The organism is Pseudomonas sp. FEN, from assembly GCF_904067045.1.
Taxonomy (GTDB): Bacteria; Pseudomonadota; Gammaproteobacteria; order Pseudomonadales; family Pseudomonadaceae; genus Aquipseudomonas.
Window position 1 is genome coordinate 107996 of sequence record NZ_CAJFDC010000025.1, and the last position, 14502, is coordinate 122497.

11 protein-coding genes and 1 pseudogene are annotated in these 14502 nt (G+C 59.9%); 4 read left to right on the forward strand and 8 right to left on the reverse strand.

The window, feature by feature from the left end; translation table 11 throughout:
* Positions 1-1110, reverse strand: a complete 1110-nt coding sequence (locus tag PFEN_RS21940; RefSeq protein WP_224771044.1) for an efflux RND transporter periplasmic adaptor subunit — start codon at positions 1108-1110, stop codon at positions 1-3.
* Between the two features lie 101 nt (positions 1111-1211).
* A complete protein-coding gene (locus PFEN_RS21945; protein WP_191488812.1) occupies positions 1212-2744 on the reverse strand; it encodes an efflux transporter outer membrane subunit in 1533 nt (510 codons plus the stop codon).
* 231 nt (positions 2745-2975) lie between these two features.
* On the opposite strand from PFEN_RS21945, the gene PFEN_RS21950 reads away from it, so the two are divergent.
* A complete protein-coding gene (locus PFEN_RS21950) occupies positions 2976-3701 on the forward strand; it encodes a Crp/Fnr family transcriptional regulator (protein ID WP_191488813.1) in 726 nt (241 codons plus the stop codon).
* Positions 3702-3778: 77 nt separating this feature from the next.
* Here the strand turns inward: PFEN_RS21950 and PFEN_RS21955 are convergent, their stop codons facing one another.
* The 4 genes from PFEN_RS21955 to PFEN_RS21970 all read right to left on the reverse strand — a co-directional run bounded on the left by PFEN_RS21955 (position 3779) and on the right by PFEN_RS21970 (position 5683).
* Positions 3779-3937 (reverse strand): DUF3309 family protein, encoded by a 159-nt coding sequence (locus PFEN_RS21955; RefSeq protein WP_191488814.1) that lies wholly within the window; start codon positions 3935-3937, stop codon positions 3779-3781.
* Positions 3938-4116: 179 nt separating this feature from the next.
* Positions 4117-4677, reverse strand: a complete 561-nt coding sequence (locus tag PFEN_RS21960; protein WP_191488815.1) for a YSC84-related protein — start codon at positions 4675-4677, stop codon at positions 4117-4119.
* Positions 4678-4844: 167 nt separating this feature from the next.
* On the reverse strand, positions 4845-5330 hold the full coding sequence (locus PFEN_RS21965) for a Spy/CpxP family protein refolding chaperone (RefSeq protein ID WP_191488816.1): 486 nt from the start codon (positions 5328-5330) through the stop codon (positions 4845-4847).
* A 191-nt stretch (positions 5331-5521) separates the two neighbouring features.
* Positions 5522-5683: a hypothetical protein gene (locus tag PFEN_RS21970; protein ID WP_191488817.1), complete on the reverse strand. Its 162-nt coding sequence runs from the start codon at positions 5681-5683 to the stop codon at positions 5522-5524.
* Between the two features lie 385 nt (positions 5684-6068).
* On the opposite strand from PFEN_RS21970, the gene PFEN_RS21975 reads away from it, so the two are divergent.
* The gene (locus PFEN_RS21975) at positions 6069-6221 is read left to right on the forward strand and encodes a hypothetical protein (protein WP_191488818.1); all 153 of its coding nucleotides are present in this window, start codon (positions 6069-6071) and stop codon (positions 6219-6221) included.
* A gap of 151 nt (positions 6222-6372) precedes the next feature.
* Here PFEN_RS21975 and PFEN_RS21980 read toward each other — a convergent pair whose 3' ends face one another.
* Positions 6373-7956: a lactate dehydrogenase gene (locus PFEN_RS21980; RefSeq protein ID WP_191488819.1), complete on the reverse strand. Its 1584-nt coding sequence runs from the start codon at positions 7954-7956 to the stop codon at positions 6373-6375.
* 48 nt (positions 7957-8004) lie between these two features.
* Positions 8005-8589 carry a nicotinamide riboside transporter PnuC gene (gene pnuC / locus PFEN_RS21985; protein ID WP_191488820.1) on the reverse strand — a complete coding sequence of 195 codons (585 nt, stop codon included), beginning with the start codon at positions 8587-8589 and terminating at the stop codon, positions 8005-8007.
* A 281-nt stretch (positions 8590-8870) separates the two neighbouring features.
* Between pnuC and PFEN_RS21990 the strand changes: the two genes are divergently transcribed.
* Together PFEN_RS21990 and PFEN_RS31555 are read left to right on the forward strand one after the other, a co-directional pair.
* Complete coding sequence (locus tag PFEN_RS21990) at positions 8871-13682, forward strand: filamentous hemagglutinin N-terminal domain-containing protein (protein ID WP_412071464.1); 4812 nt, start codon at positions 8871-8873, stop codon at positions 13680-13682.
* A pseudogene (locus PFEN_RS31555) lies at positions 13679-14502 on the forward strand (hypothetical protein); the annotation flags it as partial. The gene PFEN_RS21990 and the pseudogene PFEN_RS31555, both read left to right, overlap by 4 nt.

A 14502-nucleotide genomic window follows, 5' to 3' on the forward strand; every position in this document is an offset into this window, starting at 1 on the left:
CTACTGTTCTTGTGGCCTGGGGGAGGCGTCGTTCAAGGGCGCGCCCTGGTTGTCGATTTTCACCGGTGAACCGTTCTTGAGCTTCATCTGGCCGCTGGTGATCACCTGGTCGCCTTCCTTGACGCCGGACAGGATGGCCACCTGGTCACCGCGGGTCGCTCCGGTCTCGATGAAGGTCTGCTGTGCCGTGAGCACATCGTTGCCCTGGTCGCTTTTGTGTAGCGCGATAAACACCGTCGCTCCGTAAGGGTTATAGGTGACGGCGGTTTGTGGAACGGTGAGGTAGCGTTGCTTGGCGCCGGACTCCACGACGGCCTGGGCGAACATGCCGGGCACCAGGCTTTGCTGCGGATTGTCGATGGTGGCTTCAACCGTGACATTACGCGTGGTCGGATCGAACCGCGTGTCGATGGCCGTGACCTTGCCGCTGAAGGTTTGCTTGGGCAGGCCGCTTGCCGTGACCGAGACGGCTTGACCGAGGGCGATCGCCCCCAGCTGTGCTTGCGGTACGTTGAAGTCGATGTAGATGGGGTTGAACGTTTGCAGGGTCGCGATCTTGTCGCCGGGGTTGAGAAATTGGCCGGGATTGACACTGGTGATGCCGATTTTGCCGGCAAACGGCGCACGAATGCTTTTCTTCGCCAGCAACGCCCGTTGCTGCTCCGCCGCCGCCACTTTCGCTTTCAGGTCGGCATCGTCCGCCTCGACTTGCGCTTGGGACACGGCGTTCACCGCGAGCTGGGCCTTGTCGCGCTTGAGGACCGTGGCCGCCAGGTTGGCGGTGGCTTCGAGCGAGTGCAACTGGGCGATATCCGAGTCCGCATTCAACTGCACCAGCAGGTCGGCGGCGGCTACCTGCTGGCCTGGTTTGAAACCGAGGGTGCGCACGATACCGCCGACCTCGGTGGTGACATCGACACCGCGTACCGCCTTTATCGAGCCCACGGCGGAAACGTTCGGCTGCCAATCGGCAAATTCGGCGCGCATGACCGTCACCACGGCGGGCGGCAGCGGCTGCTTGGATTGTGCGATCAGCTTCGAGATCTGGCTGAACTTCACGCCGGCGCTGATCGCGACGATGACCAGGACCACCCCGAGCATGATGAGCATGGGCTTGAGCAACCGGCGTTTACGTGCACCGCCAGGCCCAGTCGGCGGGATAGAGGTAGAAGCGGCGGTCTTGGCATCGGCCATGGTTTTTTCTCGCTGTTTCAATAACGGTCGGGGCTGCCCATGGAAGCAGGGGCCACATCGGTTCGGTTCCACCAGCCACCGCCCAGTGCCTGGAAGAGGGCGGTGGTGTCGCTATAACGGGCGCTCTGCGCCTTGACACGGGTGAGTACCGCGTTCTGATAGGTCTGTTGCGCGGTCAATAGACTCAGATAGGCCACGGCGCCAAGTCGGAACTGCGCCTCTGCCAGCGTCAGGCTTTCGTGGGCGGCGCGTTCGGCTTCCACTTGCTGGTTGAGCGTATCGGCATCCGCTTCCAGCGCTCTGAGTGCGTTGGCGACATCCTCGAAGGCCGCGATCACGGTGCCGCGATAACGTGCCGCCGATTCGTCATACGCGGCCACCGCAGCCTGCTTGCGATGCTTGAGCGTGCCGGCGTCAAAGATCGTTTGGCTCACCGATCCGGCCAGGCTCCAGAACCCCGTGCCCGAGGAAAACAACCGGGTGCCCCCCAGCGCACTGGAGCCCAGCGAGCCGGTGATGCTGAATTGGGGCAGTTGATTGGCGACGGCCACGCCGATATTGGCGCTGGCTTGATGCAGTTGCGCCTCGGCGGAACGCACATCCGGGCGCTGCTCGACGATGGCCGAGGGCAGGCTGACCGGCAACTGCTCCGGCAGATGGAGGGAGGCGAGCTCGAAATGTTCACCCTGGTCCTGATTGGGGAAGCGGCCCAGATAGGCCATCAGTTGGTTGCGGGTTTGCGCGAGCTGCTTTTGCAGGGGCGGCAACGTCGCGCGGGTTTGCGCCAGTGCCGCCTGCTGTGTGAGCACGTCGGTATTGGCGATCGCCCCAAGCCGCCGCCGCGACTGCAGAAGCTCGAGCTGGTCGCTCTGGAGTCGAATGATCTCCTGGCTGGCCGTCACCTGGTCGCGCAGCGAGGCCAGGGTCACGGCGGTATTGACGACATTCGCGGTCAACGTCAGGTAAGTCGCCTCCAATTGGTAGCGCTCATACTCGGCCTGCGCCGTCGACGATTCAATCTGGCGTCGGCCGCCGCCGAAAACGTCCGGGTCGTAAGAAACGCTCAGCGATGCTGAATTGACGCTGAGAATCCGCGCGGGCTGGCCAAAGGTGCTGCTTGTCGATGGCAACTGTCGCGTATGAGACGCGCCGGCACTCAGGGAGGGAAACAGCGAGGACTGCTCGGCGTAAGCCAGTTCATTGGCCTGACGGAGGGCTGCTTGAGCGGCGGCTACATCCGAATTGGCCTTCAGCGCCTCTTCCACCAGTACGTTCAGTGCCGGCGAGCGGAACAGCGTCCACCATTGGCCAGGGATATCCAGACCCTCGACCAGTTTTTGCGCGGAACCCCCTGTGCTCACGTCTGCCGAGGCCGTCGTTGTCGCGAGCTTTTCTGGCCAATAGCCGGCATTTTTCGCGACACTGGGCCGAACAAAGTCCGGGCCTACGGCGCAGCCCGTGAGCAGTGCAATGCAAAGCACAGTCGCGGGAACGAGCGTCTGCCGGAGGCGGGGGATTGCCTGCGGCTGGGGTCGCTCTTGTTCTTTCATGGGCTCTCTAATTGATCAATTAGTTCGTTTATGAATAGATCAAGTCTATGCCCTTTACCTTGTCGACAATCAACAACGTCATTTGGCAGGCGTCGCACCTGAACCGGCCGTTATGAGACATCGGCCGCAGGACCAGTGTAGTCAGACTTTGCCCGGCGTATTGAGTGGAATTGATCATCCCTTGACCTAACCTATAGTATTCGGGGCGCTCTTTCTTGAACGGTGGCGGATATGCTCGATGTTCCCAGGCCACAGCAGAACCATCTCCTGGCCGCTTTGCCGGTGGACGCGCTGGAACGCCTGCTGCCCTGTCTTCAACTGATCCCCCTGCCGTTGGGCAAGGTACTTTACGAGTCCGGCGATGCCCTGCGCCATGTCTATTTCCCCACGGACGCCATCATTTCCCTGCTGTATGTGATGGAAAGCGGTGCTTCGGCGGAAATTTCCGTGGTGGGTAATGAAGGCTTGATCGGCATCGCTGTTTTCATGGGGGGCGAAAGCACGCCCAGTCGAGCGATTGTCCAGAGTGCCGGGCACGCTTTCCGATTGCCTGGCCAGCGGCTCAAGGACGAGTTCAATCGTCATGGCGAAATGCTTCAACTGATGCTGCGCTACACCCAGGCACTGATGACGCAGATGGCCCAGACCGCGGTATGCAATCGACACCACTCCATCGATCAGCAACTGTGCCGCTGGTTGCTGCTGTCTCTCGACCGCCTGCAGGACAATCAACTGACCATGACCCAGGAGTTGATCGCCAATATGCTCGGCGTCCGTCGAGAAGGCGTGACCGATGCCGCCGGAAAGCTGCAACGCCAGGGCGTCATCGAGTACAGTCGCGGCCATATCAAGGTGCTGGACAGGGCCAAGCTCGAGCAACTGAGTTGCGAGTGCTATGCCGTGGTCAAGAAGGAAACCGACCGCCTGTTGCCCTATGTGCCCTTGCGGCCGACCTGAGGATAACCTCTGGGCGGATCAAGTGTTCATGCCGATTACCCTGATCGCTTGAGTACCAGGTTGTTCAATGACGTGCGTCATATTCTTCCCAGCAGCAGCAACACGAGCAGCACCACGACGACTACACCCAGCACACCGCTCGGTCCATAACCCCAGCTTCGGCTGTGTGGCCAAGTCGGAATTGCGCCAAAGAGCAACAGAATAAGTACGATCAACAGTATGGTTCCCAAGCCCATGATATTTCTCCTTGAGTCTGCAAGTGAGTGGAGGGCGCCGGCAAGCTAACCCAGTTGGTCGATCATCACGGCATTGCTATAGACCAGGCTGCCGTCACTCTCGCGATGTCCGACCAAATGAAGCTGTCCGCGCTGGTCGCGTGCGCTCAAATAGACACGGAACTGAGAATCGGCGGCGGTCAACGTTTGATCAGCGAGATCTTCGTGCCTTCGATACTGACGCCCGCCATCAGGCCCTGCTGGTCGAAGACAAACGCATAGGCGTCGTCCTTCAAGGTCGAGGTCGACAGATTTTTCGCCAGACCTTGGTCAACCAGGACTACGGTAGGGCCTACACCGACTTCCCAGCCCTTGGTTTCACGGACGTAGTTAACCGCTTTGTCAGTCATCAGGAACACCGTGTAGGCATAGGACTGGGCACCGGCTTGCAGTCCCCATGAACCGGTCACGGAGTTATAGTAACCGTCGACTTTCGAACCACTGAACATGACCCCTTCACCATAACTGCCACCAAATACCAGGCCGGCTTTGACGACTTTTGGAAAGACCAGTATGGCCTTGGCCTTGTGCGACATGGTCTCGGCAAATGGATGAGCCTTGTAGAGTGTTTGCAAGGACTGCCGGGAGTCTCTGTCCAGATCCTCGGCCGTGGCGGCACTTGCACTATTGAGCAGGCCTGTTGACATCAGTGACAGGGTGGCTGCAGCGATAAAGACAAGTGAACGTAGTGATGTAGTCATGGTTGTACTCCAATGCCAGTGATAGAGATGAACAAGGCCATTGCGATGGCCCTGCTCATGGCCGTATCTACGATCATCCGATCATTATTCCGTCGCGGCCGACTGTTGATCAGATTAGGCATCGCTACCAATTGATGTCTGTTCGGTAGCGCACAACAAACGGTACATCAATGAGCTTTATTCGCTGTTTCGCTGCGTTCCTCGCGTTCATTACGGAACAGTTTATCCGCGGTTTTTTTCTGATCCGCGGAAAGTACGCCATAGAGTGCGCTAAACGAAGTGGCAAGCCTCTGCATGTTTTCGGCATGCATTTGAGCCAATTTGGCATAGGACTGCATCGCGTCATCGGCATTTAACGACGAGAGTTTCTGTGCGCGATCCAGAAAGGCTTTATCGGTGCCATCGGCATTATCCCGCATGGTTTTCGCATAGGCCTCCCATTGCGGGGACTGTTTGTCGGTGATTTTCAATTTGGCGTGCAGTTCGTTGATTCTCTTTTCGACAAAGTCCGCGTGTTTCTTGGCGTGACGGGCGGCCGTCTGCGCGACGGCGTCGGAGCTGTTCGCCGCTATCGTTTGGGCCGAGAAGGAAGTGCCGAGGAAGGCCAGCATCAACACCGCTGGCATGGCCGCTTTGAATACGAAACTGTTCATGTCTTTATATCCTGATCAAGGGGGCGAATTGATAGCAATGGCATGGGATATCTCGGTGAATTCGGTTGGTCGCCCGGGAGCATGTGCGCATGGCGCTCAATAGCCGGGTGGCGGATAGCCAGAGGAGTCGTACCTGCGAGGATAGTAGTACCTGACCCCGGGCGGTGGTGGAGGTGGCGCCTCCCGGTAAATCACGGCTGGCGGCGGCCGCAGGGCACCGGCAACCGCGGCGCCGAGCAGCGCGCCAGCGATGATCCCGCCCAGATCGTCACCACCACCGCGATAGTCACCACCACCTCGGCGATAGTCGCCATGACCCCCGCGATAGTCCCGCTGGTAGACCGGCCGCCCATGGTCTCCACGGTAATGGTCATTCTGCGCCTGTGCCGCAAGCGCGGAGACGGCCACTGCAATAGCGCCGACCATGACTGCCAGCCGACGGCATACAGACATTTGCGATAGGTAAGTCATGAGTCATACCTCTTCAATCATCAGTTGGCAGTGATCTGCCTGACGTCAGGTTGACTCAGTCATCGGAGCGAGTCTGTTCGGTGGCGCACTCTGGGGCCCGTGCCCGAACCGTAAGCGCTTGAGGCCGCTATGCGCGGCAGCGAACCGACAAATTGTGGATGGCCTGTCATCGTTCTCTTTCCGGCATTCAGGGATTTTGCTGTGCCAACGAAACTTGCCCATGGCAATGAGAGCAGCCGCTAATCCATTGCATTGGAGAACGATCAAATGAAACGCACGACCCTATGGATCCTGGTTTTTTCTGGTGCCCTGCTGCTGGCGGGCTGTTGGCCTTATTGGCACGATGAGGGGCGTGGCGGGCGTGAGCATGGCCGCTACTTCGGTGAAGATCGAGGAGGAAGCCAGGAATATCACCGCTGAGTCCACGGCTCAAGGGCGGTACAGCCACCGCCCTTGAGCCTATTTCAAGCCACTCGTGTCTGTGTTGATTCAGGTAGTGGCTGACGGTTGGCGAAAAATCTTCGACTCGAACCGAACGGGCGGGGCAGTAGGGTATAGCTGACCGCCAGGGTCAGCCGTTGAGTTTTGCCGGGTACGCCTCCAGCAGCACCTTGTCCTGGAGACTGTCCAGGATTTTTTTCAAGCGCGCGGCGCCCGATGGCGTCTTGTCCGGGTGCAACGCCTGTTCCAGCACGTCCAGAAAACTCTGGGTTTTCGATGAGCTGACGGGCACTGTTGTCTGCTCCATCAGATGCCCCATCACGTATTTGGCAACGCGCGTGGACTGGCTGGCCGACTGGCTCACCGAGGCCGTGATCAGCTCACCCTTTTCATAACCGATATGGGTCTGGCTGCTGGCTTTGTCGTCGATCCGGTAGAACAGGTAGTTCTGCGACTCCGCATCGCTGGTCAGCTTCAGCTTCTGGCCCGGGTACAGGGCCTGATGATAGCTGGCGGCCAGGCTTGATTGCTGGTCCTGCTCGATGGAGCGATTGAGCGAATCGCGGCCCTTGAGTCGAGTGGACTGGGACACGTCATAGGCAAAGGTATCCTGCTCGAGGGGACGCATCGGATTGCTCGCCTGGGCGGTTTGTTTCACCGACGCGGAGAAGTCGGCCAGACCGGTCAGCAGGTGCCGGTCGGTATCGGTTGGCGCAAGGGCGTCGACGGTTTGTGCCGTGGTGGCCGTGCGGGTAGCGGGATAGTTGCTGTTAAGGGCGGAAAACGCATCCCTGAACATCGACATCAGCGGCTTGTCGGCGTGCCCCCGGGCGGTGGCGGCATCGATCTGCTTCAGGTAGCTCTGGAGCGCCTTGAGCTGTTGCTTGGCGTTGCCGAGAATGGCCTGGTTTTTCAGGTCCACGGACAGTTGCAGATCACCTGAAGGTCCGCTCATTTGCACCGAGCGTTGCTGGCTGTCGGCATGGAAACTCAGGGTCTGGGTGTTCTTTTCATCCAGCTTGAGCTTGGCACTCAGGTCGACCGCCGAAAATACCTTCGAGTCGTACTGGGTCAGGGCATCCAGCTTCAGTTGCGGCGGCTCGGCGGTCAAACCGTCGATCGCGGCCTGGAAGCCGTTGGCCAGCTTGGCCAGCGCCGCGCTCTCTTCACTCGTGAGGTCGCCGCCCTCCACCAGGGCCTGTACGCCCAGTCCAGTGTCCTGGTTCGCCAGGCTCAAGGTCACGGTTTTGCCGCTGTTGGTCTTGAGCGTCAGGCTGATCATGCTGTCGGCATTGCTGCCGTGCAGCTTGGATTGCGCGGCAAACAGCTCGGCGGCGTTGAGCGGTTTGCCGCCGGACGACTGGATAACCGATTGTGAGATGTTCTTTTTGCCGTCGGCCAACTGCGCCAGCAGCGCCGCCCCCAGGCCGGCAAAGCGCGAGGCGTTGGATTTGCCGGCGAGGTTGCCACCCATCGCGAACGACACCTTGTCCAGCGGGTTTTTTTCCCAGATGGGCGCTGCCAGCGCGGCAGACAAGCTGCCACGGGCACTGTAGGTGTGGATTTCGAGCACATTGCTCTGGCCTAGGGTCACGCTCGAGGCCGGAGAGGAAACCGCAGCGCTTGCCGCGACAGGCTGTGCGTCAGCCGGCGGATTGCCAACCGGCTGGGACGGGTTCAGCGTCAAGGCATTGATCGACGAAATCCCTGTCATGGAGCCTCCTGAATCAAGAAAGTTATTCTATGTACAGGAGTGTATCGACTACGACACATTTAACTTGAGGCTGCCCTGGTTCGCCAGATCGCGCTGCCAGGCCCGCAGGCCATAGATCGCCAGCATCACGAAGCCGGCGTACAACGCCGCTGTCAGTTGCAGGTCCTTGAACAGGAACAGGCCGACGTAGACGACGTCCAGCACGATCCACAGCCACCAGCTGGCCACATACTTGCGCGCCGCCCAGACGCTGGCGACCAGGCTGAAGGCGGTGAGGGCGGCATCGAGCCAAGGCACCGCCGCATCGGTGAAACTGACCATCAAGGTCCCCAGCAACCCCGCGCCGAGGGCTCCGCAGAGCAGGCCCAGCAAACCTTCGCGCAAGGACAGCCGGGCGACATGGACCTTGCCCTGGCTCAGCCCGCCCTGGCTCCAGCGCCACCAGCCATAGCCCTGCAACACGGCGAAGATGCCTTGCAGCAAGGTATCGGAATAGAGCTTGGCGTCGTAGAAAATCCAGGCGTACAGCAGCACGGCAACGACGCCGACCGGCCAGCACCAGCGAATGCGCCGGGCCGTCAGCCAGACCCCGAGGACATTGACCAGGACGGCGATGATTTCAAGTGTGGACATGCGGGGGATTCCTTGACGGAAACGAGAGTGGCGTCGCTTGACCAGGCGCCGGGCAGGGGAGCGGCGAAGTTTGCTGTCGGAATTGATACTTTTCAACGAATTACCGCGACATTTTCCGATGTTGGCCTGTTCAGGTCAAAAAAACACCGTGAAATATTTTGAAATATTTAGCGGTGGACAAATTGACGCCATTGAAATGGCATCCTAGTATCGCGGCCGGTTGATGGCATAGAGCCATCTGGAGGGCGCCTCGTCGCCTGTATTGCTTCGAGATTCCCGACATGGACGTTCGTCAGCTTGCCTTCCTGGCTCGCCAGCCTTCTGCGGCCCTGAAAAACCGTGAGCATTTCCTCGGGCTACCCAAGCGCGGGTTGGCGTTCATCCTGGCGAACGCGATGTTCTGGCAGCCGCTGCTGGCCCAGGCGGACGGCATTGCTGTTAGCGGGGGCGGCACCACGCTTGGCCAGGCCGGCAATGGCGTACCTATCGTCAATATCGCCGCGCCGAATGCCCAAGGGTTGTCGCATAACCAGTTCAGCGACTACAACGTCGGGGCCAACGGGGTCATTCTCAACAACGCCACCGCGCGGACCCAGTCGACGCAACTGGGCGGGATCATTCTCGGTAATCCGAATTTCAACGGTGCGGCGGCCAACGTCATTCTTAACGAAGTGAATGGCGGCAGTCCGAGCCAGTTGCGTGGTTATACCGAGGTGGCGGGGCAGTCGGCCCATGTGATCGTCGCCAACCCCTATGGCATCAGTTGCAATGGCTGCGGCTTCATCAATACCCCGCAGGCGACACTGACCACCGGCAAGGCGGTGATTACCAACGGCCAGGTGACGGGCTATCAGGTCGACCAGGGCAGCGTGTCCATCGACGGCGCGGGCATCAATGCCAGCAATGTCGACCAGTTCGAAATCATCACCCGCGCCGCGACCATCAACGCGCAGATCAACGCCAAGCAACTGACTGTTATCGCCGGTCGCAATGACGTCGACGCCCGCACGCTCAGTGCCACGGCGCGGGCCGACGACGGCAGTGCCAAGCCCCAGGTGGCGATCGACTCCACGGCGCTGGGTGGTATGTACGCCGGCGCCATCAAGCTGGTCGGCACCGAAGCCGGGGTCGGGGTCAGACTGGCCGGCAACCTGGCGGCCAGTGGCGGCGATATCCAGCTCGATGCCAACGGCCAACTGAGCATGGTCCAGGCCGCCGCCAGTGGCGCGGTCAACGTCAAGGCCGCGAGCCTGGATGCGCAAGGTCCGGTCTACGCTGGCAGCAGCTTGAACGTGCAGACCACGGGTGACCTGACCAGCCGGAACAATCTGGCGGCCAGGGACAGTATCACCCTCAACAGCGGCGGCCAGTTGACCAACAGCGGCATCATCGAAGCCGGGGTCAATGCCGACAACACGCGCAACAGCACGGGCGATGTCAGCGTCACGGCGCAGACCATCAGCAACAGCGGCCAGAGCGTGATTGCCAGCCGCGACCTGAGCGTCACCGCCACGCAAACCCTGGGCAACCAGGGCGGCACCTTGAGCGGGCAGCGGCAAACCACCATCACTGCCGGTACGCTCGATAACCAGAACAACGGTCGGGTCCTGAGTGCCAACCAACTGAGCCTGACTGTTGATACGGCGCTCAACGGATTGGGTGGCCTGATCAACAGCTCGACCGCGCTCACGGCCACTTTGGGCCATCTGATCAACAGTAACGGCCAACTCAGCACGGACGGCACGCTCAACCTGACGGCCGATAATATTGAAAATGCCGCCGGCAGGATCTCCAGCCAGGGCGACCTTTCCGGTGCTGTCCGGACCTTGGGCAATCAGGCGGGGGTACTGGTCAGTCAAGGCAGCTTGAGCCTGAGCGGCGACAGCCTCGACAACACGGGCGGCGGTCTGATCGGTGGTGTCAAAGGCACCACCCTCAGGGTCGGAAACATCGATAACCGTGGCGGCGAACTGTCCAGCAGTCAGGCCGTAACCCTCGTGGGTCAACAGCTCAACAACGACGATAACGGCAAGGTCCTGGCCGACACCGATCTGCACCTGAATGTCGCCACGCTCACCAACCGCAATGGCGGCCAACTACTCGGCAAGGCGGGCAGCACCACACTCAATGGCGGCAGCCTGGACAACAGCGGCGGCACGCTCAGCGGCAAATCGGCGTTGGTCGTTACCTTGGACGGTGCCCTGGCCAACCTCAAGGGCTTGATCGCCAGCGACGGCAGCCTGAGTGTCAATGCCGGCAGTCTCGACAACAGCAGCGGCAATCTCTCCAGTGGCACTGCCCTGACCGTCACCACCACCGGTGCCGTCACCAACCAGGGCGGCAAGATTGCGACCGACACCACCCTCAATCTCACCAGTGCCAGCCTCGACAACAGCCTGGGCGGCGTGCTGACGGGCAAGGGCGCCACGCAGATTGCGACGGGGGCCTTTGACAACAGCCATGGCGGGAGCCTGAGCAGTACCGACACCCTGAAGCTGACCGCCGGACAGGTGACCAACCAGGACGGTGGCAGCATTGCCAGTAGCAAGGCCCTGACCGCCAGCGTCACCGGTCTCGACCAGCAGGGCGGCAAGCTGTTCAGCACCAGCGCCCTGACCCTGGACCTCAATCACGGCCAACTGAATAACCAGGGCGGCCTGATCAATGCCCCGTTGCTGGTACTGAACAACCTCAAGGGCGTGAGCAACCAGGCTGGCGAAATTTCCAGCGCCCAGTCCTTCACTCTGACCGCCGATAACCTGAACAACGACAACGGCAAGCTGTTAAGCAACCAGGCCCTGACCCTGCGTATCGACCAGGCCCTGAGCAATCTCAAGGGCATGATCGCGGCGGCTTCGGTTGATGTGCACGCCGCTAGCCTGGATAACAGCGGCGGCACGCTGACCAGCCGCGCGGAGCTGGGCCTGACCGTCGACGGTCAACTGACCAACCAAAATCAGGGGCTGATCAATGCCAGCAGCGGCCTGACGATCAACAGCGCCGGCATCGACAACCAGAGCGGTAGCCTGCTGGGCAGTGCCATTGCCCTCGATCTCGGTGCGGCCACGGGCGATCTGAACAACGCCGCGGGCCAGATCACCACGGCCGGCAACCTGACGATCAACCACCTGCGCGACCTGAATAATCAGGGCGGTACGCTCTCCAGCACGCAGAGCCTCAACCTGACAGCGCGGACCCTGGACAACAGCAACGCCGGAAAGCTGATCAGCAACAACCTGCTGAACCTGACGGCCACCGACCTGATCAACCAGAACGCTGGCCTGCTCTCCGGTTGGCAGGGCGTGACGCTCACTGGCAGCAGCCTGGACAACCGCAACAACGGTACGCTCTCCAGTCGTAGCGGCAACGTCGATGTGACCCTCAGCGGCGCCTTGCTCAACAGCAATGCCGGCGCACTGGCCAGCCAGCAGACCTTGGCGGTCAACGCGGCCAGTCTCGACAACAGCAACAAGGGCATTCTTTCCAGCGGGGCGGGGCAATCGCTGACCGTCAGCGGTCTGCTGGACAACGGCCAGGCGGGCTTGATCGACAGCGGCGCGGCGTTGACCCTGAACGCCATGGCGTTGACCAGCAGCGGCACGATCAACGCGCAACAGGCACTGACCTTCACCGGTACCGACCTCGATAACAGCAACGGCACCCTCAGTGCTGGCGCGGCGGTCACTCTTGACCTGCTGGGCACGCTGAGCAACACCAACGGCAAGCTCTCCGCTGTCGGTCCGCTGCTGGTCAAGCGTTCTGCTCAGATCAACAACCAGGGCGGCCAGCTCTCCAGCCAGGGCCTGCTGACCTTGTTGACTGGCGGCCTGGATAACAGCAACAGCGGCACTGTCGGCGCCAGCGACAAGTTGTTCATTACCTCGACCGGTGCGGTTCAGAACGGCGACGGCGGGCTGATCGCCAGCCGCAATGGCGACCTGCAACTGAGCGCCGCCAGCCTTGGCAATGGCAAAGGTTCGCTGCAAGGCCAGGGCGCGGTCAGCCTTGATGTCAGTGGCGATATCGACAACCAGAGCGGCAAGGTCATTGCCCAGAACGGCGACCTGTTCATCAAGGCGGCCAAGCTCGACAGCCGTGGCGGTCTGCTGTCGAGCATTGCGGGGGCGCTGACGACCCGTGTCGTCGGCGTGCTGAGAAACGACTACGACCTCAACAACAACCGCCAGGGCGGTCAGCTACAGGCCCAGCGCCTGGACCTGCAAGCGTGGGGCGGCATTGACAACTACGGCGGGCATCTCACCGCGCAAACCGGCGATGTGCTGATTGCCACCGGAGCAGGGGACTTCGATAACCGTAATGGCGGCGTCTATGCCGAGGGACTGGTCCAGGTCACGGGTCACAACTTCGATAATAGCGGCGACAACGACGGGCAGGTCGGCGGCAATCAGATTGTCCTCAAGCTGGATGGCGCCCTGAACAACCGCCTGGGCATTATCGAAAGTGGCAGCACCCTGGCGATTACGGCTGCGAGTCTGGATAACCAGAGCGGCCAATTGCGTGCGCTGGGCGGCAGCGGCAAGACTGAATTTCAGATTGGCGGCCTGTTCGACAACAGCAACGGCAAGCTGGAAACCGCCAACAGCGACCTGACCCTGGGTGTTGGCAGCTTCCTGAACCAGGGTGGCAGTCTGTTGCACACTGGCCAAGGCACCTTCGATACCGCCACGGCCAACATTACCAACGCGGGCGGTAGCTTTGTCACCCGTGGCGGTTTGACTCTCACCGCCGACAACTGGACCAACAGTAGCGTGATCCAGGCCGGTCGCTTGACACTCAACATCAACACCCTCAACCAGACCACCGGTGGTCAGTTGCTGGCCTCCAACAGCCTGGTGGGCAATGGCAGCAACTGGAATAACGACGGGTTGATCGCCAGTGACGGTACGGCCAGCCTGAATCTGAGTGGCAGCTACGGCGGTAACGGACGTTACACCAGCTTGAGTACCCTGGGCCTGAGTGCGGCACAGGTGAATCTGAGCAGCAGCGCTAGCATTGCCGGTGGTAGCGATACGACCCTTAATGTCGGTGGTCAACTGAACAACTATGGGCGGCTGACTTCTGCGGCGGCATGAGTATTACCGCAGGAACAATCAATAACTATGGAACCCTGGGCAGCGCCCAAAAGCTTTCTCTGAATACGCCAACACTGCTGAATGATCAAGGCCTGATCTTCAGCGGCTCGGATATGGACCTAAAGGTAGGTGACTTTACCAATCAGAATGCTGCGCTCTATAGCCTGAGGAACTTGACTATTTCTGGCGTTCAAGGCGGAAAAGCCAATAACGTCATCAACTTTTCTTCGTCGATACAGGTGGAGGGTGATTTTTCACTGGCGTCGGCGGTATTTGAGAATACTCGCAAGGCGACAGTTGGCAAGGAAACGCTTTTATCGGGTGATATCACAGTTGAGTGTGGTGATGGCGACTGCTTCACTCTGCATTACCATGTTGATGAAAATTACGTATCTGAGTCCTCTTTTGAAGGGCCGGCAGCTACTGTATCGGTAACTGGGAATCTAACAGGTGATGTAGGACGTTTTACGAATTTTGCTTCAAGTGTTGCAGTGGGTAAAAACTTAACGTTGAATGCTGACTCGTTTGAGAATCAGTCGGTCAGTTCTGGAGAGTTTACCCGCTCTAGGATGTATGTGGCAGGTTCGTATGGAAATAACGATGCTCTGAACTACTTGTTTGAGCACTTGGTTGGGGCCGCAGATGATATCACGCCGAATGGCGACAATGCGATGTATGTCTATGCAAGTAGAAACTCGAAGTATAGGTATCAATACACTACTGAAGGCTGTACTGCAGATGGTGGTCAGTGTGGTCCTGGACTTTTGGATATCGGTAATCAAGCTTATTTTAGATTAAATCCTCTATTTGGTATTGGGCC

Excerpts from the sequence above, each read along its gene's own strand:
- PFEN_RS21940 (WP_224771044.1), bottom strand. The coding sequence starts at position 1,110 with ATGCTCATCATGCTCGGGGTGGTCCTGGTCATCGTCGCGATCAGCGCC.
- PFEN_RS21945 (WP_191488812.1), bottom strand. The coding sequence starts at position 2,744 with ATGAAAGAACAAGAGCGACCCCAGCCGCAGGCAATCCCCCGCCTCCGG.
- PFEN_RS21950 (WP_191488813.1), top strand. The coding sequence starts at position 2,976 with ATGCTCGATGTTCCCAGGCCACAGCAGAACCATCTCCTGGCCGCTTTG.
- PFEN_RS21955 (WP_191488814.1), bottom strand. The coding sequence starts at position 3,937 with ATGGGCTTGGGAACCATACTGTTGATCGTACTTATTCTGTTGCTCTTT.
- PFEN_RS21960 (WP_191488815.1), bottom strand. The coding sequence starts at position 4,677 with ATGACTACATCACTACGTTCACTTGTCTTTATCGCTGCAGCCACCCTG.
- PFEN_RS21965 (WP_191488816.1), bottom strand. The coding sequence starts at position 5,330 with ATGAACAGTTTCGTATTCAAAGCGGCCATGCCAGCGGTGTTGATGCTG.
- PFEN_RS21970 (WP_191488817.1), bottom strand. The coding sequence starts at position 5,683 with ATGGGCGGCCGGTCTACCAGCGGGACTATCGCGGGGGTCATGGCGACT.
- PFEN_RS21975 (WP_191488818.1), top strand. The coding sequence starts at position 6,069 with ATGAAACGCACGACCCTATGGATCCTGGTTTTTTCTGGTGCCCTGCTG.
- PFEN_RS21980 (WP_191488819.1), bottom strand. The coding sequence starts at position 7,956 with ATGACAGGGATTTCGTCGATCAATGCCTTGACGCTGAACCCGTCCCAG.
- pnuC (WP_191488820.1), bottom strand. The coding sequence starts at position 8,589 with ATGTCCACACTTGAAATCATCGCCGTCCTGGTCAATGTCCTCGGGGTC.
- PFEN_RS21990 (WP_412071464.1), top strand. The coding sequence starts at position 8,871 with ATGGACGTTCGTCAGCTTGCCTTCCTGGCTCGCCAGCCTTCTGCGGCC.